This is a genomic window from Lysobacter sp. yr284 (genome assembly GCF_900107375.1).
GTDB lineage: Bacteria > Pseudomonadota > Gammaproteobacteria > Xanthomonadales > Xanthomonadaceae > Lysobacter.
On the sequence record NZ_FNPT01000001.1, the window covers coordinates 1280309 to 1301887 of the forward strand.

Here is a 21579-nt window from a genome sequence, read left to right on the forward strand (position 1 = left end):
GCGTCAGCGCCGGCGGCGTCCGCGCGCGAAACCCCGCAATTGCAGCTGCACGACGAGATGCCGCTGGTGCGCCAACACCGCGTTCGCGGCGCGGCGATCTGGCCGGGAACGGCGCAATTGGCGTGGCTGCACGAACATATCGGCGGCGACCTGGCGCTCAGCGAAGTGCTCTGGCGCGAACCGGTACGGGTAGAGACGCCCATCGCCTTGCGCCTGCATCTGGATCGCGACGCTTACCGCGTGGAGAGCGGCGACGAGGACGCGCCGACCGTGCATGGACAGGGGCGGATCGCAGCCGCGCCGGCGGCCGCACCGGCGTTGGACCTCGACGCCATCCGCGCGCGCCTCGGCCAGGCGCGCGCGGGCGCCGATCTGTACGCGCGCCTGCAACACGCCGGACTGACCTATGGGCCGTTGTTGCGATGCCTGACGCGCTATCGCGCCTCTGCCGACGAAGTGCTGGCCGAACTGTCCGCAGCGCCCGCGGAAGCGAGCGATGCCGACGGCGAAACCACCGCCGTGCCGTGGGCGGCCTGGCTGGACGCAGCGCTGCACAGCCTGGCCGGATGGGGCGATGACAGCGACGGCCGCACCCTGGTGCCCTTCCGCATCGGCCAAGCGGCCTTGTACGGTCCCGCGCCGACGCCGCAGGGCGAGGCCTGGTTCGCCCATGCCAGGCGCAACGCCGATGGCAGCGCCTCGCTGCGTCTGTGCAAGGACGACGGCGAAGTCCTGGCGGCCTTCGACGACATCGTGTTCCGGCCGCTGCCGGAGGAAGGCTTGCTGCACAGCGTACGCTGGGACGAGGTCGAAGCGCGGCGGCAGCCGCCGCCGCCCGGACCGGCCCTGGTCGTGCACGACGGCGGCCAGGACGATTTGCTCGCGGCGCTGCGCCGGACCCACCCGGGCGAGTTGTGGGAGTCCACCGCCACCGACGCCGTCGCGCTCGACACTGCCGTGCTGCAGGCGATCGCGGCGCAGACCGTCTACTTCCTGCGCGGCACCGCGTGCGCCGCCGACGGCGCCGAGGATGGCGCCGAACTGGCGATCCTGCGCCGCCTGCTGCGTGCGCTGGCGCGCTACCGCCGGCCCTGGCGGGTCGTGCTGTTGACGCTCGACGCGCACGGCGTCGTCGCCGACGAAGCGATCGATCCCTGCGCCGCGGCGCGCATCGCGCTGGCCGTGTCCGCCGCCAAGGAGCAGCCGCAATGGCAGCTGTTGGCGCTGGACGCCTCCGCGCACGACCCCGATACCGATCCATCGGCGCTGGCGCAGCAGTTGTGCGCGCTGCACGCCGACGAACCGCTGGCCCTGCGCTGCGGCTTGACGCTGGCGCGGCGCTGGAGCCCGCTCGCCTGCGCCGCGGCGGCGCCCTCCCGGCTGCGCGAAGGCGGCCATTACCTGATCGTCGGCGGCTTGGGCGGCCTGGGCTACACCCTGGCCGAGCATCTCGCCCGGCGCTACCGGGCGCAGCTCAGTCTGGTCGGCCGGCGCCCGCTCGACGACGCCGGCGAGCGGCAACTGCAACACCTGCGCGCCGCCGGCGCGCAGGCGCAGTACCTGTCTGCGGACGTCGCCGACGCCCAGGCGCTGCAGCGCGCCCTGGCGCAGGCGCGGGCCGGCTTCGGCGCCATCGACGGCCTGATCGCCTCGACCCTGGCTTTGAAGGACGGCCTGCTCGCATCCACCAGCGAGCGGGATTTCGCAGCCTCGCTCTCGTCGAAGCTGCGCGGCGGCCGTCATCTCGCCGCCGCCCTGCGCCGTGGCGAGATCGGCTTCCTGCTGAGCTTCTGCTCGGCCCAGGCGCTGCTCGCCGATGCCGGCCAAAGCGGTTATGCGACGGCTTGCGCCTATGAAGAAGCCTTGAGCCGCGAACTGCACCGGCAGGGCTTGCCGGCGTACACCATCGACTGGGGCTACTGGGGCGAGGTCGGCGCGGTAGCGTCGGAACCGTACCGGCGCCGGCTGCAGCTGCGCGGCGTGGGTTCGATCTCGGCGCAGGAGGGGCTGGCGGCGATCGAAACCACGCTGGCCCTGGGCCTGGCCCGGACGATCGCATTCAAGGCGGCGCCCGCGGTGCTGCAGGGCCTGGGCGCAACGCCGGCCCACGCGCTGCGGATCGATGCGGACGCGACCGGCGCGCAGTTCTCGCTGTGCGCCGAACCGGCCGTCTCCGACGCGATGCAGCGTTACGGCGACGGCTTCGCGCAGCTCGAGCACGAGGCGAAAGCCGCCGCGGCCGCGGCACTGAGCCGGGCCGGACTGCTCGACGGCGAACGCGCCCAGGACGTGGCGCCGGGCAAGCGCGCACTGTACGAAGCGGTCTGCGCACTGAGCGACGGCGCCGACGGCGCTGCGCCGACCACGCCGCTGCCGGACGAACTGGCGCCGCATCGAGCGTTGCTGCGCAATTGCGTGGAAGCGCTGCCCGGCGTCCTGCTCGGCACCCAGGACCCGCTGCCGATCCTGTTCCCGGGCGGCTCGCTACGGCAGGTGGAACCGATCTATCGCGACAGTCCCGCCGCCGAACACTACAACCGGCTGGTTGCGACGCAGGTCGCGGCCTGGGTCGCCGATGCGCGCGCCGCCGATCCGCAGCGCCGGTTGCGCATCGTCGAGATCGGCGCGGGCACCGGCGGCACCAGCGCCGTGGTGCTGCAAGCGCTGCAGCCGCTCGGCGACTGGGGCGAATATCTCTACACCGATCTGTCGCCGAGCTTCGTCAGCGGCGGCGAGCGCCGCTTCCGCGACCTCTGCGCCGGCTTGCGCGGCCGGGTGCTGGACATCGAGCGCGAACCGCAGGCACAGGGTTTCGCTTGCGGCAGCGTCGATATCGTGCTGGCTACCAACGTGCTGCACGCCACCGCCTCGATCCTGGAGGCCTTGCGCAACCTCAAGCGGCTGCTCAAGGGCGACGGCCGCGTGGTGCTGTGCGAGGCGGTGCAGCGGCAGGCGTTCACCACCCTCACCTTCGGCCTGACCGACGGCTGGTGGCGCTTCCGCGATGCCGGCCTGCGTCTGCCCGGCAGCCCGCTGCTGGATCTGCAGCGCTGGCGGTTCGCGCTCGGCGTGAGCGGCTTCGCAGACCCGCGCGCGTTGACGCGCCCAGGCCCGATGCAGGTGATCGTGGCGCGCAGCGACGGCCGGGTCGCCGCGCCGGCGGCGGCGGCGCCGGCCGCGAGCGAAACCGCGAGCGAGGCCGCGTCCGCCGCAATCGCCGCGGCCGCGCCGGCCGCCGCACCGGCGCCGGAGGACCTGCGCGCCTGGATCAAGCAGGCGTTCGCTCAGGTGCTGCATATCGACGCGACCGAGATCGGCGACAACCAGAATTTCGAACAGTTCGGCGTGGACTCGCTGATCGTGCTGGAGCTGATGAGGCCGCTGGAGCGCGTCTACGGCGCGCTGCCTTCGACCTTGTTGTTCGAACACGTCACCGTGGCGCAATTGGCCGGCGCCTTGGCCGAACGCAGCCCGCTTGCGCCGGCCGATGCCGCCACGCCTGCGGTCGCGCCTGCGAGCGAACCCGCGACCGGGACCGGCCACGCGCGGCCGCCCGCCGCGGATGAACCCACCCAGCGCGCGCAGCAGGCGCGCATGAAGCCGCCGTCGCGCTCCGCCGCTGCCAGCTCGCCCGACGCAGACGACGCCGACCAGGACGCGATCGCGGTGGTCGGCATCGCCGGCCGTTTCCCGGGCGCCGAAAATCCGGAGCAGCTCTGGACCCTGCTGCGTGAGGGACGCACCGCCATCAGCGAAGTGCCGCAACAACGCTGGCGCTGGCTCGATCACCATGGCGAACCGGGACAACTGGGCAAGAGCTACAGCGCCCGCGCCGGCTTCCTCGACGATGTCGACTGCTTCGATCCGCTGTTCTTCCGTATCTCGCCGGCCGAGGCCGAGGTGATGGACCCGCAGGAACGCCTGTTCCTGCAGACCGCCTGGGCGGCCTTCGAGGACGCCGGCTACACCGCCGCACGCATCGCCGCGCTGCAACACCGCATCGGGGTGTTCGCCGGGGTCATGAACGGCGGCTACAGTTGGGTCGGCGCCGAACTCGCCGCCGCCGGCCATGCCAACAACGCCGACGCCAATTACTGGTCGATCGCCAACCGCGTCTCGTTCCAGCTCGACCTGCGCGGCCCGAGCCTGGCGGTGGACAGCGCCTGCTCCTCGTCGCTGACCGCGCTGCACCTGGCCTGCGACGCGATCCGGCGCGGCGATTGCCGCGCCGCGCTGGCCGGGGGCGTGAACCTGATCTTGCATCCGCGCCACCTGGCGCGGCTGAGTTCCTTGCGGATGCTCGCGCGCGATGGCGTATGCCGCCCGTTCGGCGCCGACGCGGCGGGCTTCGTCGACGGCGAAGGCGTCGCTGCGGTGCTGCTGCGTCCGCTGGCCCAGGCCCGCGCCGAAGGCGACCACATCCATGGCGTGATCCGCGCCAGCGCGGTCAATGCCGGTGGCCGCACCAGCGGCTATACCGTGCCCAATCCGCGCGCCCAGGCCGAGGTGATCGACGCGGCGCTGCGGCGCTCGGGCGTCGCCGCCGATGCGATCAGCTACGTCGAAGCGCACGGCACCGGCACCGAACTCGGCGATCCGATCGAGATCCGCGGCCTTTCCTCCGCATTCGGCGAACGCACTTCGCGGCGCGGTTTCTGCGCGATCGGCTCGCTCAAGGGCAACATCGGGCACCTGGAATCGGCCGCCGGCATCGCCGGCCTGATCAAGGTGCTGCTGCAAATGCGGCATCGTTGCCTGGCGCCGAGCCTGCACGCGCAGGCGCTCAATCCGCGCATCGACTTCGAGCAGACCCCGTTCGTGCTGCAACAGCAGGCCGCGCCGTGGACCGGCGAGACGCTGCGCGCCGGGATCAGCTCGTTCGGCGCCGGCGGCGCCAACAGCCACGTCATCGTCGAGTCGGCGCCGCAAGCCGCGCCGCCAACGCGCGACGACGGTCAGGCGCACGCGCTGTTGCTCTCGGCCGCCAACGACGAGGCGCTGCAGCGCCGGTTGCGGCAGTTGGCCGACTGGCTGGAGCAGACCGCGCCGCCCTTGGCCGATGTCGCTTCCACCCTGGCCCATGGCCGCGAGCATTTCGGCGAACGCTGCGCCATCGTCGCCGCCAGCGCCGGGGAAGCGATCGCCGCTATCGGCCAGATGCTCGCGGCCGGCGCGCCCGGCGGGCGCGCGCATGCGGGCGGGACAGGCCGGGCGCGCATCGCCGCCGAGGCTTATCTGCGCGGCGAAGACCCGCAAGTGCCGCGTGCGCGCCATATCCCGATGCCGAGCTATCCGTTCGCGCGCGAACGCTATTGGCCGACGCCGACGCCGCCAATAGCGACCACCACGGCGAGCGTTGCGGCGTCCGTCGAGGACGCTGTCGCCGATGCGCCGCTGCTGCCCGCGCACGACTACCGCGATCATGCGATCGCAGGCGCAGCGTTGGTGCCGGCGACGGCGTTGTTGGAATCGGCGCTGGCCCGGCTCGGACCGGGCCTGCTGCGCCATGTCGCCTGGTCGGCGCCGCTGCCCTATCCGTTGCGCGATCCGCTGGCATGGCGACAACAGGCGCAGGAACAGGCTCGCTCCTGGCGCATCGAAAGCGCCGGACAGATCCATGCACGCGGCCAGTGGCTGGCCGGCGCCGCGGCGCCCTTGCCGGCGCTGGACCCAGGCACGGCCCGGCACCCGGCGATGATCGAAGTCGAGGCGGACGCGCTCTACCGCCGCCTTGCCGCCTGCGGTGCGGTCTATGGCCCGCAGTTCCGTCTGCTGCAAGTCCTGCACCATGACGGCCGGCAATTGCTGGCCACCTTGCAGCCGCCGCCGGACGCGGGGCATGCCGACGCGCGCTGCCTCGACGCCGCGCTGCAGAGTCTGGCCGTGCTCGGCGCGAGCGACGGCGGCGACCGCCTTGCGCTGCCGTTCGCGCTCGATGCGCTGCGCAGCTTCGCGCCGCTGAACCGCGCCCGCTACATACAGGCGATGCGCAGCCCCGGGCGCGGCGAGGCCTGCTTCGACGTGCGCCTGTACGACCGCGATGGCCTGGCGTTGGCCGCCCTCGACGGAGTCAGCCTGCGCGCGCCGACCGGCACGACGACACGCGCGGGGAACGTCGCGGTGCAGCACGTCGTTTCGGAGCATGCGGTTTCGGAGCTTGCGGTTTTGGAGCAGGCAGCTTCGGAGCATGCGGCCCCGGAACACTCCGCCGAACGTCAATCCGCGCCGGCGGAAGCCGCCGCCGAGAACCCGCCATCGCACCTGCGCGCAGCCTTGCTCGCCAGGCTGCGCGCGATCGTGGCCGAACGCATCAAGCTGCCGCTCGAACGCATGCAGGTCGACAAACCGTTCCAGGATTACGGCATCGACTCGATCATCGCGGTGGATCTGGTCGACCGCCTGGAAGCCGATTTCGGCAGCCTGCCCAAGACCTTGTTCTTCGAGTTCGACCGCATCGAGCGGCTGGCCGATCATATGCTGGCCAGCCGCGGCGAAGCGGTGCGGCGCTGCCTTGCCGGCGCGCACCCCGATCGGGTCGAGCCGCCGCCGCTGCGGCAGCCGCCGGCAGCGCCGGCGTCGCCGCCGGCGCACGCGCCGATACCCCAGCGCGACGGCGACGAGGCCATCGCCGTCGTCGGGCTGGCCGGGCGCTACCCCGGCGCGCCGAACGTGGATGCGCTGTGGCCGCTGCTGCGCGAAGGGCGCGACCTGATCCGCGAAATTCCGAGCTCGCGCTGGGACGCGCGGCGTTACTTCGATCCGCGCCCCGGCCAGAGCGGCAAGACGTATGGCCGCTGGGGCGGCTTCATCGACGATTACGACTGTTTCGATCCGCTGTTCTTCGGCATCTCGCCGAAGGAAGCGGCGTTCATGGACCCGCAGGAACGCCATTTCCTCGAGATCGCCTGGCATACCCTCGAAGACGCCGGCTACACCCGGGCATCGCTGGCGCAGGCCTGCGGCGGCGAAGCCGAGATCGGTGTGTTCGTCGGCATCATGTACGGCCACTACCAGATGGTCGGCGCCGAAGCCACCGGCCGCGGCACGCCGCTGGCCACCGACTCCTCCTATGCCTCGGTCGCCAATCGCGTCTCCTACTATTTCGACTGGCACGGCCCGAGCCTGGCGGTGGACACGATGTGCTCGTCCTCGCTGACCGCGATCCATCTGGCCTGCGAAAGCCTGCGCCGCGGCGAATGCCGCCTCGCCCTGGCCGGCGGGGTCAACCTGATGACCCATCCGAACAAATACCTGCTGCTGGCGCAGGGGCGCTTTCTTTCCAGCGACGGCCGCTGCCGCTCCTTCGGCGCCGGCGGCGACGGCTACGTTCCCGGCGAAGGCGTGGGAGCGGTGCTGCTGCGTCCGCTCGCCGATGCGATCGCCGCAGGCGACCGCATCCATGGCGTGATCCGCGGCAGCGCGGTCAACCACGGCGGCGCGGTCAACCACTACACGGTGCCCAACCCCAACGCGCAGGGCCGCGCTATCCGCCGCGCCCTGCAGCGCTCCGGGCTCGCCCCGGCGCGCGTCAGCTATGTCGAAGCGCACGGCACCGGAACCGCGCTCGGCGATCCGATCGAGCTGCGCGGCCTGTGCCAGGTGTTCGACGATCCCGACACGGCGCCGGCGTTGGGGTCGATCAAGAGCAATATCGGCCACCTCGAAGCCGCCGCCGGCATCGCCGGCCTGAGCAAGCTGCTGCTGCAACTGCGCCATGGACAGTTGGCGCCGTCCCTGCACGCCGATCCGCTCAATCCGGATCTGGGGCTGGACGACAGCGGTTTTCGCGTGCAGCGCGAACTCGCGCCCTGGCGCAGCGAAAACGCGCTGTCGCGCTGCGCCGGATTGAGCTCCTTCGGCGCCGGCGGCAGCAATGCGCATCTGGTGGTGGAGCAGGCGCCGGCCGCCCCGGACGCGACGACACCCATCGAGGGCCCGCAGTTGATCCTGCTGTCGGCCAAGACGCCGGCCGCGCTGCGGCAACGCCGCGCCGATCTTGCCGCATGGCTGCAAGCCCATCCGGCCGCGCTCGCCGATGTCGCCCATACCTGCGCGGTGGGACGCGCGCATCATGCGCATCGCGCCGCGTATCTGGTCGATTCCAATGCGGGCCTGATCGCGGCGCTGCAGGCCGACGACGGCTCGCCCGGCGCCAGCGCCGCCGCACCCGCCGCTCTATCGCAAGCGCAATCCGCCTATCTCGATGGCGGCGACCCCGATCCGGCGCTGTTCGCCGGCGGCCGCCGCATCGCCCTGCCCTTGTATCCGTTCGCGCGCGAGCGCTACTGGGCGGTTGCGCAAGCGTCCGAGGCGCCGGCCGAAGCCGAGCTGCCCGCAACCCGGCGGACCGCGCAGCGCAGCGGCGACACGGTGCCGTTGCTGTGGGCGCAGGGACAATGGCAGGCAGCGCCGCTGCCGTCCGGCGATGCGGATGCAGCGCCGATGCTGTGGCTGTCGGAGCAGCCGCTGCCCGCCATCGACGGCTTGCCGTTGCAGGCCGGCGCCATCGCGCGACTGGACGCAACCGCCGAGCGCGCGCTGTGGTGGCTGCCCGCATATGCGACGACCGAAGCGTCCCTGGCGCAGATGCTGCAGGTCGCCCGCGCCGCGCCGGCATTGCAGTGCCTGCTGATCGTCGGCGACGGCGCGCAACAACGCCTGACGCTGGCGGCGCTGGCCGGCTTCTGCCGCTCGCTGGTGCGCGAGCGCCCGCAGCTCGCGGTGACGGTGGCCGAACTCCAGCAGGCGCCGCTGTCGGCGCTCGCCGACGAAGCCCATGCGGCGATCGCCGGACGCGTGCACGAGGTCCATTACCGGGACGGCCTGCGCCGGCAGCGCCGCCTGCTCGCCCTGAATCCTGCCCAGGCGCCGCAAGCCGCCGCCCTGGCCTTGCCGCCGGAACCGGCGGTGCTCATCGCCGGCGGCCTCGGCGGCATCGGACGACTGCTGGCGCGGCGCCTGGCCGAACATCGCCGCGCGCGACTGGTGCTGCTGGGGCGCTCGCCGCCGTCGTCCGCCTCGCAGGACTGTGTCAGCGAGATGGAGGCGCTGGGCGGACGCGCCCTGTATCTGCCCTGCGACATCGCCGACGCCGATGCCGTCGCCGCAGCGCTGGAGCGCGCCAAGGATTGGGCCGGCGTCCTGCATGGCGTGGCGCATGCCGCAGGCGTCCTCGCCGACGGCCTGGTCGCCGGCAAGACCGTCGCCGACCTGCAGCGCGTAATCGCGCCCAAGATCGCCGGCGCGCGCTACCTGGATCGCGCCACCCGCGATGAACCGCTTTCGTTCTTCGCCCTGTTTTCGTCGCTGGCGGGCGGGATCGGCAACGTCGGCCAGACCGATTACGCCGCCGCCAACGCTTATCTCGACGCCTATGCGGCGCAGCGCCGGCACGAAGGCGCGCCCGGCACCAGCATCTCGATCGGCTGGCCGCTCTGGGCCAGCGAAGGCATGCACGTGCCCGAAGCCGCGCTACGGCAGATGGAGCAACGCTGGGGACTGCGTCCGCTGCCGGCGCAGCAAGGCCTGGACGCGTTCGAGGCCGCGCTCGCCAGCGGCCATGCGCACCTGGCCCTGCTCGCCGGCGATCCCGACCGCCTGAGCGCCTTGCTCGAAACCCCGGCGGACGCGGCCGTTGCCCAGGCCGTCGCCGCGCCCACATCCGCATCCGCATCGCCCGAGACGTCCACGGGCGCAGCCAGTGCGCGGAGCCTGTCGGCCTATTTGCGCGACGTCATCGTCGAGTTGCTGGAAGTACCGCGCGAGCGCATCGAGGACGCGCTGTCGCTGGCCGAATTCGGCTTCGATTCGATCCGCCTCAAAGCCCTCGCCGAGCGCCTCGGCGCCGATCTCGGCCTGGAGCTGTCCCCCAACCTGTTCTTCGAACACCACACCATCGCCGCACTGACCGCCTATCTGCACGCGGCCGGCGCGGCGCCGGCCGAGACCCCAGCGCCTTCGCCGACGCCACCGCCTGCGTCCGCATCGGCGGCGCCCGCCGCCGCGGACGATCGCGCGATCGCGGTGATCGGCATGTCCGGGCGCTTCCCGCAGGCTACGGACCTGGCCGGCTTCTGGCGTAATCTGGTCGACGGCCGCGATTGCATCGGCGAAATCCCGCTGGAGCGTTGGGACTGGCGCGAACAGCCGGCGCAGGTACCGCGCTGGGGCGGATTCTGCGCCGATATCGACAGCTTCGACGCGCGTTTCTTCCGTATCTCGCCGCGCGAAGCGCAACTGATGGACCCGCAGCACCGCCTGTTCCTGCAGGCCTGCTACAACGCCATCGACGATGCCGCGCATGCGCCGTCGCAGCTGGCCGGAACGCGCCTGGGCGTGTTCGCCGGCGTGCAGTTCAACGAGTATCAGGAGCTGGTCAAGCGCTCCGGCGAAAGCCACGGCTTCGCGGCCACCGGCAATTCACACGCGATGCTCGCCAACCGGGTCTCGTTTCTGCTCGGCGCCAATGGCCCCAGCGAAGCGATCGACACCGCCTGCTCCAGTTCGCTGGTGGCGGTGGCGCGCGCGATCGACGCGATCCGCCTGGGGCACTGCGAGCTGGCGCTGGCCGGCGGCGTCAGCCTGATGCTGATTCCGGACACCTTCGCGGTTACCGCGCAGATGGGCGTACTGTCCCCGCGCGGCCGCTGCCGCAGCTTCGGCAGCGGCGCCGATGGTTACGTCAAGGGCGAAGGCGTCGGCGTGGTGATGCTCAAGGCCTTGTCGCGGGCGCTGGCCGACGGCGATCCGATCCATGCGGTGATCCGCGGGGCGGCGGTCAACCACGGCGGCAGCGCGCATTCGCTGACCGCACCCAATCCGCAGGCGCAGCGCGCGGTGATCCTCGACGCCCTGGCCGATGCCGGCGTGCATCCATCGAGCATCGGCCTGATCGAGGCGCACGGCACCGGCACCGAACTCGGCGATCCGATCGAAGTACAGGCGTTGATGCAGGCGCTGGGCGCGACCGCGGCCGGAACGCCGGCCGTCGCCCCGGCCTGCGCGCTGGGATCGGTGAAGAGCAACATCGGCCACCTGGAGCCCGCCGCCGGCATCGCCGGCCTGATCAAGGCAACACTGGCGCTCAAGCACGCGACGCTGCCGCCGACGCTACATGTGCGCGAACTCAATCCGTATCTGAAGCTGCAAGGCAGCGCGCTGTCGATCGCGCGCGAGGCCGCGCCCTGGCCCGAACTGCAGGCCGGCGACGGCAGCCCGCTTCCGCGCCGCGCCGGGGTCAGTTCGTTCGGCTTCGGCGGCAGCAATGCGCACGTGGTGTTGGAACAGGCGCCGCAGGCCGCGCCAGCGGCCGCGAGCGATGCGGACTCGCCGTCCGAGCCGCAATTGCTGCTGCTCTCCGCGGCCAGCGCGGCGGCGCTGCGCCAGGCCGCCGCGCAATTGGCGCAATACTGCGTGCAACAACGCCCCTCCCTGCAGGCGCTCGCCTACACCCTGCGCGCCGGACGCGACCATCATGCCTGGCGGCTGGCGGTGATCGCATCGGACCGGGACGAACTGCTCCAAGCGCTGCAGGCCGCCGCCGAACAGGGCAGCGGCATCGGCAAAATCCCGGCCGGCGCGGCGACGCAAGCAACGCCGGCCGGCGACGTCGCCAATGCCGGGCACGCGCGGGATCGGCAGCGCCTGGCCGACGACTACCGCCAGGGCGCACTGCCGCCGCTGCGATTCTGGACCCCCTGCCCGCGCCTGCACTTGCCCGGCTATCCGTTCGAGAACAGCCGCCATTGGCTGCCGGATATCGATCGTGCGCGCGCGCCTGCGGCCGACGCAACGGCGGCTGCCGCACAGCCCTCCGCCGGCCTGCGAACGCCTGCCGCCGACATGCCTGCCGCTGAAACGCACGCCGTCGAAACGCATACCAGCGCGGCATCGGCCGCGACCCGGACGCTGCTGGCCAAGACCGTGGCGCTCGCCCGCATCGCCACGGCAGCGGACGGCGCGGCATGCGACGACCGCGGGCAAGACGTCCTGTTCGCGCCGTATTGGCTCGACAGTCCGGCCGCCATCGTCGCGCCCGCCGCCGAGCGCGGCAGCGTGCTGCTGGTGCAGCCGCAGCGCGATCCGGCGCTGGCCGCGCAGTTGCGCGCGCTGCATCGCGACGATGCGCTGGTGGAGATCGATGCGACCGACGCCCTGGCGTTGGATACGCGCCTGGTGCAACTGCCCGATCTGCGCCGCGTGTATTTTCTCGGCGGCCTGCAGCCCGAGGCGTATGTCGCCGACGATCTCGACGCACTGGACTCGGCGCAGGAGCACGGTGTGCTGGCCCTGTTCCGGCTGGTCAGGGCGACGCAGCGCTACCATCGCCACGGCCTGGACCTGTTCGTGATGACCCGCGATGCGCTGAGCCTGGACGAGGCGGCGCCGGTCGACCCGCGCGGCGCCGCGCTCACCGGCTTCGCGATGTCGCTGGCGAAAGAGCAGCGCGATTGGCGCGTGCGCAATCTCGACCTGTCGAGCGCGGATGCGGTGGACGCGGCGCTGGCCGCGCGCATCGCCGCCGAGCCGCCGCATGCGCAGGGCGCGCCGACGCTGTTGCGCGGCGCACGGCGCTGGCACAGGCGGTTGCGCCCCAGGCGCCTGCCGGCGCCGCCTGCGACGCCCTGGCGCGAAGCCGGCGTCTATCTGATCGTCGGCGGCGCCGGCGGGATCGGCCGGGTCCTGGCCGAGCATCTGGCGCGCCGCTGCCGGGCGCGCGTGGCCCTGCTCGGCCGCAGTCCCGAAGGCGATGCGCAGCGCGCCGCGCTCCAGGCGATCCGCGCGGCCGGCGGCGAAGCGATCTATCTGCAGGCCGATCTCGCCGATCCGCTCGCGATGGACGCCGCGGTGGCGGATCTGCGCCGCCGCTGGGGCGCGCTGCATGGCGTCTTCCATTCGGCGCTGGTGCTCGACGACCGCGCGATCTACCGCATGGACGAGGCCAGCCTGCGCGCGGTGCTGGCGCCGAAGGTGCGCGGCAGCGCAGTGCTGCGCCGGGCGCTGCGGCACGAGTCGCTGGATTTCCTCGCCTTCTTCTCCTCGGCGCAGTCGTTCCTCGGCGACGCCGGACAAAGCAACTATGCCGCCGGCTGCACCTTCAAGGACGCCTACGCCCGCGCCCTCGCCCGCTACGACGGCATCGCCGCGCCGGTGATCAACTGGGGCTATTGGGGCAGCGTGGGCATCGTCAGCGACCGCAAGCACGCCGAGCGCATGCGCGCGCTGGGCATCGGCTCGATCGAACCCGGGCTCGGATTGGAAGTGATCGAGGCCATGGCCGGCGGCGGCGACGGTCCGGTCATGCCGCTGGTCGCCGAACGGCGGCTGTGGCCGCATCTGGGCATCGACGACGCCGTGCGGGCGCCGCGCGGCGGCGACGTCGCCGGCAATGGCCGCACCCTCCTCGACCGCGTGATCTCACGGCTCACCGAACAAGGGTCCGTATGAACCTCAGCGATTCTCCCTACTCCCCCGCCGACGCCCTGGACGCTTACGCCCGCGCCTGCGCCATGCGCGTATTGCTCGCGCTCGGCGCTCCGGTCGCGGCCGGAGAACTCTGGCACCCGCAGCGACTGGCCGCGCAGATCGGCGTGCTGCCGGCCTGGCAGCGGCTATGGCGATCCACGCTCGATGCCGCGCGCATCGGCGGCTACCTGCAGGCGCAGGCCGACATGCTGGCCACCACCGAGCGGGCCTCGGCGCTGGCTCGGCAGGATGCGCAGCAATCGCGGCAAGCGCTGCTCGAGCGCTATCCGATGCTGGCCCCTCATGCGGAAATGCTCGAGCGCTGCTGCGCGGCCTATGCCGATGTGGTCGGCGCGCGCCAAGACGGAGTCAACGTGCTGTTTCCCAGCGGATCGCCCGAGCTGGTGCGCGCGCTCTACCACGGCAACCCCGCGGTCGACGCCTGCAACGAGGCGGTGGCGCGGACGGTAGCGGCGCTCGTCGCGGCCAAGCGCGAGCAGGCGCCCGGCACGGTCGTGCGCGTGATCGAGCTCGGCGCCGGCACCGGCGCCACCACCAATGTCGTGCTCGAACACCTCGGAGCGCAGCGCGACGATCTGGAATACCACATCACCGACCTGTCGCCGAGCCTGGTGGCGGCGGCGCAGCGCCGCTACGGCGCGCGCTACCCCTATGTGCGTTGCCGGGTGCTCGACATCGAAGCCGACAGCGCGGCCGAGCGCGCGGATGCGCATCTGATCGTCGCCTCCAACGTGGTCCACGCGACCCGCCGCATCCAGGCCACGCTGGGCCGGATCAAGCGCATGCTCGCCGACGACGGCCTGATCGTGCTCAACGAGGTGGTGGCGGCCAGCGACTTCGCCACGCTGGTGTTCGGCCTCACTCCGGGCTGGTGGCTGTACGAGGACGAGGACGTGCGCCTGCGCGGAGGCCCGCTGCTGGATCTCGCCCATTGGCGCAGCGAATTCGCCCAGTGCGGCTTCGACCCGGTCGAGGCGATCGGCGATTCCGCCGGCGATGCCCGCCAACAGGTGCTGATCGCCGCCAGCGACGGCCGCGCCTGCGTCGCCGGCGCCTTTTCGCCCGCGGTCGAGCCCGCGCCCGCCCTGCCGCCGCAACCGGTAGCGCAGGCCGCGCCAGCCGCGGCGCAAACCGTCGCGCGCCTGAGCGCGGTCATCGCCGACGCCCTGCGCATGCAGGCGGAGCAGATCGACGCCGACGCGCCCTTCGTCGAGCTGGGCATCGACTCGATCATGGCGATGGATGCGATCGAGCGCATCAACCGCAGCTTCGCGCTGCAACTGCGTCCGGCCGACCTGTTCGGCCATCCCAGCGTGCGACGGCTGGCCGCACACCTGGATGCGCAGAACCCGACCGCCACGACGGCCGTTGCGCCGCAAACCGCCGACACGGCGCCGGCACCCGAACCGGAACCGGCATGGGCAGCGCCGCAGCCGGCGCAGGCGGTCGTCGCTGCGCCGCTGCGCTACGACTCGGAGCTGCCCGAGCCGATCGCCATCATCGGCATGGCCGGTCGCTTCCCCGGCGCGGACGACGTCGAGAGCTTCTGGCGCAACCTGGTCCACGGCCATGACGCGATCGCGGAAATGCCGGCGCAACGCCGCCAAGGCATGACGCAGGTCGCGGCCGAGGTGAACCTGCGCGGCGGCTTCATGCGCGATGTGGACGCCTTCGATGCGGCCTTCTTCCAAGTGCCCGAACGCGCCGCGGAAATGATGGACCCGCAGCAACGCCTGCTGCTGGAACAGAGCTGGGCCGCATTCGAGGATGCCGCCTATCCGCTGCAGCGCCTGAACGGCAGCCGCTGCGGCGTGTTCGTCGGCTGTTTCCCCGGCGACTACAAGTCGCGCCTGAGTGCGGGCGCCGCCGCACCGCATCCCTATCTGCTGACCGGCACCTCCGAGGCGATGCTGGCCGGGCGGGTCGCGTTCTTCTTCGACCTGAAAGGACCCGCGATCTCGATCGACACCGCCTGCTCGTCCTCGCTGGTGGCCTTGCACACCGCCGCCGAAAGCCTGCGCAGCGGCGGTTGCGACCTGGCGCTGGTCGCCGGCGTCACCGTGCTGTCCACGCCGCAATTCCATGTCCTGGCGCATGCCGCGCGCATGACCTCGCCCGATGGCCAATGCCGTACGTTCGATGCCGGCGCCAACGGTTTCGTGCCCGGCGAGGCGGTCGGCGTGGTGGTGCTCAAGCGCCTGTCCGCGGCGTTGGCCGACAACGACCGGATCCGCGCGGTCGTGTTGGCTTCGGGCCTGAACCAGGACGGCGCCTCCAACGGCATCACCGCGCCCAACGCCAGCGCGCAGACCGATCTGATCAGCGATGTGTACCGCCGGCATCGGATCGATCCGGCGACGCTGGGCTACGTCGAGGCCCACGGCACCGGCACGGCGCTGGGCGACCCGATCGAATTCGGCGCGCTCAGCGATGCGTTCGCGCGGCTTTCGTCAGGCCGCCCCGCCGCGCGCAGCCAATACTGCGCGCTGGGCTCGGTCAAGACCAATATCGGCCATTGCCTGCCTGCCGCCGGCATCGCCGGCCTGATCAAGACCGCGCTGTGCGTGGAGCGCGGCCTGCTGGTGCCGTCGCTGAATTTCGACGCGCCCAACCCGCATCTGTCGCTCCAGGACAGCCCCTTCTATCTCAACAGCGAAACCCGCGCCTGGCCCGATGCCGGACCGCGCACCGCCGCGATCAGCGCGTTCGGCTTCAGCGGCACCAATGCGCATGTGGTGATCCAGCAACCGCCGCCGCGCGCGCCGGCGCCGCCTGGCGATCCCGCGTTGCCCTGGCTCCTGCCGCTGTCGGCCAAGGATCGTCCTGCGCTGCTGCGCCGGGTGCGCGAGTTGGAGCGCGAGATCGGCGGCCATCGCCACGACCTGGCGCTGCGCGATGTCGCCTATACGCTCAGCCTGGGGCGCAGCCATTTCGGCCAGCGGCTGGCGTTTGTGGCCTGCGATCTGGGCGACTTGCGCGCCGCGCTCAAGCAGTGCCTGCAACAGGGCCTGGAAGACGAGCGCATGTTCGCCGGTCCGCGCGCCGAACACAGTCCGCGCGCCGAGCGGGCGCAGGCGCAGCAATACCTGGCCGGGGAAACGCCGCAGTGGCAGGAACAGTTCGCCGGCGCGCACGCGGTATCGCTGCCGTGCTATCCATTCGCGCGCGACCGTTTCTGGGCCGCGGGCGCGCAAGCGCCGGCGCAGCCGGCCGCGGCGCAAGACAACGATCCGGCGATGTCCGAACTGCTCGCGCCGCTGGCCGGGCTGGCGGCGCGCGGCGGCGTCCTGCAGGCGCACCGCGCCGCATTCGACGCGCTGGAGGCGTTCGGCGCGGCGCGCACCCGCGAGGCGCTGCAGAACCTGGATGCGCTGCCGCGCCCGGACGAATCCGCCGTGCCCGTTCGCGTGCTGATGCAGCGCGCCGGCGTGGTGGCCGGACAGGCGCGCCTGTTCACGGCGCTGCTCGCCATCCTGGCCCGGCATGGCGAGCTATCGCGCAACGAGCATGGCTACAGCGCCGCCGCGACCGCGCCCGAGAGCAGCGATGAACAGGCCGCCGCCGACGCCGCGGCGCTGGCTGCGCGCTATCCGATCGTGGCGCCGCACCTGGAATTGCTGCGCGCCTGCGTGCGCAGCTATGCGGACCTGCTGAGCGGGCGTATCGGCGGCCCGCAGGTCTTGTTTCCGGGCGGCTCGACGACGCTGGTGGAAGGCATCTACCGCGGCAACGAAATCACCGACCACTACAACGAGATAGTGGCGCAGGTCTGCCGGGGCTGGTGCCGCGACCGCAGCCCGCGAATGATCGAAATCGGCGCCGGCACCGGCGCCACCAGCGCCGCGGTGCTGGCCGCACTGCCGGACCCGCCGGCACGTTACGACTACACCGACCTGTCCGCGCATTTCCTGCGCCACGGCGAACGGCGCTTCGGCGCGAATCGCCCATGGCTGCATTTCCGCGCGCTCGACATCGAGCGGGCGCCGGCGCAACAGGGCTTCGATGAGGCCGGCTACGACCTGGCGCTGGCCACCAACGTCCTGCACGCCACCCGCGACATCGCAGCCACGCTCACCCATGTACGCAGCCTGCTGCGCCCGGGCGGGCTGCTGGTGATCAACGAAATCATGCAGCGCCAGGACATCGCCACGATGACCTTCGGCCTGACCGAGGGCTGGTGGCGCTATGGCGATGCCGAGCGCCGGATCGAGGACTCGCCCCTGCTCGAGCATGCGCGCTGGCGCGAGTTGCTCGCCGAAGCCGGTTTCTCCGCCATCGCCGAAGCCGTGCCGGGCGAAGGCACGCCGGCGTCGCGGGTACTGGTCGCACGCGCCCGGACTGCGGCCGCAGCCGCGGTCGAAGCGGCCGAACCGATCGCCGACCCGCGCTCGCGGCAACGCGTCGCCGCGGTTGCGCGCGTCGATCGCCCGAAACCCGACGCCGTCGCGCAGGCGCGCGGCGATGTCTGGCGCTCGCTGTGCGAGGTCCTGGCGCGGGTGCTGAAGATCGCCGCGTCGCGGCTCGATCCGTCGACGCGGCTGGCCGAGCTCGGGATCGATTCGCTGGTCAGCCTGGAGCTGACCGATGCGCTGGCGCAGACGATCGCGCCGCTGCGCGAGCACGCCCTGCTCGATTGCGCCACGCTCGGCGATCTGGAGCGCATGCTGCGCGCGGCGCAGGCCCCGGCCGCGGCGCCGCGGGCGGCCGACGCGGTCGCGGCGGCCGCCCGGGCCGAGCCGATCCGCCCCGCATGGTCGGCGCAACGGGTGGAACACGGCGCCACCCACGTGGAGAGCTTCAGCGCCGGCGACGGCGAGCCCGTCCTGCTGCTCGGCCCGCTCAACCTGCATGCGCGCGCCTGGCACCACCAATTCGCCGCGTTGCAGTCGCGCTATCGCGTCATCGCCCTGCACCCCCCGGGTCGCGACGCCACCCGCCCGGTCGCGGCGAACGCGGATTTCCGCATCGACGCGGAAATCCTGCTGGACGCGATCGACGCCCTGCTTCCCAAAGGCGAACGCTTCCATTGCGTCGGCTGGTCGCTGGGCGGTTGCTATGGGCAACTGATCGCCGCGCACCATCCGCAGCGGCTGCGCAGCCTGGTCCTGGTCAACTGCGCCGCCCACTTCGACGCGGACGCCGAACCGGTCGCCACCGCGTTGCGCGAAGAGCTCAGCGAGGACCCCGACGATCCGGGCGCCGCGCTGCGGTTGAGCGCGTTGAGCTGCGGGCTGGATGCGCAATCCCTGCGCGCCTTTCAGCGCAGTCTGGCCGACTTCGACGCGCGCCCGCTGCACCCGGCCATCGCGACGCCGACCCTGCAGATCATCGGCGCGCGCGACCGCGTCCTGGCGCCCGAACGCCAGGACCTGCGCGGCATCGCCTCGCTGCGCGTGCGGCGCATGGAGCTCGCCGGCCATCTCGCGCCCCTGACCCATGCCGAGGAATTCAATCGCGTCCTCGCCGAATTCCTCGAACATCACTCCGCGCAAACGGCGAGCGCCGTCCTGCGTCGCCAAGGATCTCCGCTATGATCGTTTACATGTTCCCCGGCCAGGGATCGCAGCATCCGGGCATGGGCAAGGAATTGTTCGAGTCCTATCCCGAGTACGTCGAAAAGGCCGACGAGGTCCTCGGCCATTCGCTGGCCGAGTTGTGCCTGCAAGAGTCCGACCCGCGCCTGAACCGCACCGAGTTCACGCAACCTGCCTTGTTCGCGGTCAACGTGCTGTCCTACCTGCGCCGGATCGAGGACAGCGGCCGCTTCCCCGACTGGGTCGTGGGCCACAGCCTCGGCGAGTACAACGCGCTGTTCGCGGCCGGCGTCTTCGACTTCGAAACCGGACTGCGCCTGGTGCAGCGCCGCGGCCAACTGATGTCCCAGGCCAGCGGCGGCGGCATGGCGGCGGTGATCGGTCTGCCGGCCGATGAAGTCCTCTCGCGCCTGCGCGCGGCCGGCCTGGACGGCATCGACATCGCCAACCACAACGCGCCGCGGCAAATCGTCATCGCCGGCCCGAGCGACGACATCGACCGCGCCGCCGAGTTGTTCCAAAGCCCGACGCGCTGTGTCCGGCTGCGCGTCAGCGGCGCGTTCCATTCCCGGCAGATGCGCGCGCCGCGCGACGCGTTCGGCGATTTCGTGCGCACGCAGAGGTTGCGGGCGCCGCGCCTGCCGGTGATCGCCAATGCCACCGCGCAGCCCTACAGCGACGAACGGCTGGCCGAGACCCTGGTCGAACAGATTGCCAGCCCGGTGCGCTGGACCGAGATCCTCGACTACCTCAAGCACCGCGGCGCGCAGGAATTCGTCGAGATCGGGCCTGGCACCGTGCTCACCAATCTGCTGCGCGAACACGCCGCCGCGTGAGCGCAGGCACGCCACGCAGCTGGCTGCATCCGATCAGCCTGAGCAAGGACGGTCTGACCGGACGGGCCGCCTTGTGCCTGAGCGAAGCCGATCCCGCGCAGGCGGCGATGCCGCAATCGCCGCACTGCGATCTGCTGCACGACAACGAACGCAGGCGCCTGGACGAGATGCGTTTCGAGCGCCGCCGCGACAGCTATTGGCTCGGGCGCTGCTGCGCCAAACGCGCGCTCGCGGCGATCCGCGACATAGCGCCGCAGCGGATCGAGATCGCCAGCGGCGTCTGGGGCCAGCCGATCGTGGTCGGCGAGGTGCCCGGCCAGCCGGTCCAGGTCAGCATCAGCCACAGCGCCGCGATCGGCGCGGCGGTCGCGTTCGACGCGGCGTTTCCGATGGGCGTGGATGTGGAATCCCCGGATTCGGTAGCGCGCCTGGACCCGGCGCGCTGGAGCTGCGAGGAAGAGCGCCGGCAATGGCTTTCGGGCGACGACGCCCTTCTGCCGGCCCTGCTGTGGAGCGCCAAGGAAGCGGTCGCCAAAGTGCTGCATTCGGGTTTGAGCGCGCCGCCGGAATTGCTGCGGATCGAACGGTTGCGCGAGGACGCCGGCCTGTGGCGCTACGGCTTTCGCCACTTGCCCCATGTCGAAGGCCTGACCCTGCCCCACCAAGGCCAGGTGCTGTCGCTGGCGTTCCCCAAGGACAGCCTGGATGTCGGGCAAATACGCGGCTTGTCGGGCCTGGCCAAGGCAGGCGACAGACCGCGGGTGGTGTTCATGTTCTCCGGGCAGGGTTCGCAGTACTACCAAATGGGGCGCGAACTGTTCGAGCACGATCCGATCTTCGCCGAACACATGCGCCATGGCGCGCGAACGCTCGAACGCCTGTCCGGAGTCGATCTGCTGCAAGTGATCTACGCCGGCGGGCGCCCCAAGACCGAACCCTTCGTCGAACTCGGCCATACCCACCCGGCCCTGTTCCTGATCCAGTACGCACTGGCCCGGACCCTGCTCGACAAAGGCGTCCGGCCGGACCTGTTGCTCGGCGCGAGCCTGGGCGAATTCGTCGCCATCGCCGTCGCCGAGGCGGTGCCGTTCGAGCAGGCCGCAGGCATGGTGCTCGAACACGCACGGCTGGTCGCCGAGCACAGCCCGCGCGGGGCGATGATCGCGGTGCTGGCATCGCCGGAGCTGTATCGCAGCGAGCCGCGTCTGCACCGCCTGTGCGAACTGGCCGGCGAGAACTTCGATCGCCACTTCGTGATCGCGCTGCCGTTGGATACCCGGCTCGAGGTCAAGCGGATACTGGCCGAACATGGCGTCAGCCACCAAGAACTGCCGGTACAGTACGCATTCCACTCATCGCAGATGGACCGGGTCTGCAGCGAATACGCCCTGCGCATGGCCGGCGTCGCGCCGCGCCCGCCGCGTTGGCCGGTCCTGTCCTGCGCCAGCGGCGCTTATCTCGGCGGCGACCTGACCGATCACCTCGCCCGCCTCGCGCGCGCGCCGATCGACTTCCGCGCGACCGTGCAGCGCCTGCTGTCGCAAGGCGATTGCCTGCTGCTCGATCTCGGCCCCAGCGGCACGCTGGCCACCCATGCCCGCTACGGCCATGCGACCGACGCCGGATTCAAGGCGGTCAGCGCAATGACCCCTTTCGGCAACGACGTGTACACCCTCAATCAGACCCTGGATGCATTCGCCGCGCTTTAGGCGGTAATCGAAGCT

At 71.7% G+C, this 21579-nt stretch carries 4 protein-coding genes (1 of these 4 running past the window's edge); all 4 read left to right on the forward strand.

Going from position 1 to position 21579, the window contains the following annotated elements; genetic code table 11:
• Tightly spaced (each overlapping or abutting the next), the 4 genes in view from BLV01_RS05000 to BLV01_RS05015 form a layout consistent with a single transcriptional unit that may run on beyond the window.
• On the forward strand, positions 1–13446 hold the 3' portion of the coding sequence (locus BLV01_RS05000; RefSeq protein WP_091794519.1) for an SDR family NAD(P)-dependent oxidoreductase. Its footprint begins 11196 nt before the window's first position; 13446 of the gene's 24642 nt are visible here — the last part of the coding sequence; its start codon lies off the left edge, out of view; it ends in the stop codon at positions 13444–13446.
• A complete protein-coding gene (locus BLV01_RS05005) occupies positions 13443–19019 on the forward strand; it encodes an alpha/beta fold hydrolase (protein WP_091794521.1) in 5577 nt (1858 codons plus the stop codon). Before BLV01_RS05000 ends, BLV01_RS05005 begins: the two co-directional genes overlap by 4 nt.
• A complete protein-coding gene (gene fabD, locus BLV01_RS05010) occupies positions 19016–19855 on the forward strand; it encodes an ACP S-malonyltransferase (RefSeq protein WP_091794522.1) in 840 nt (279 codons plus the stop codon). Before BLV01_RS05005 ends, fabD begins: the two co-directional genes overlap by 4 nt.
• Positions 19852–21564, forward strand: a complete 1713-nt coding sequence (locus BLV01_RS05015; protein ID WP_091794524.1) for an acyltransferase domain-containing protein — start codon at positions 19852–19854, stop codon at positions 21562–21564. The genes fabD and BLV01_RS05015 overlap by 4 nt, the downstream gene beginning before the upstream one ends.
• Positions 21565–21579: the final 15 nt, after the last annotated feature.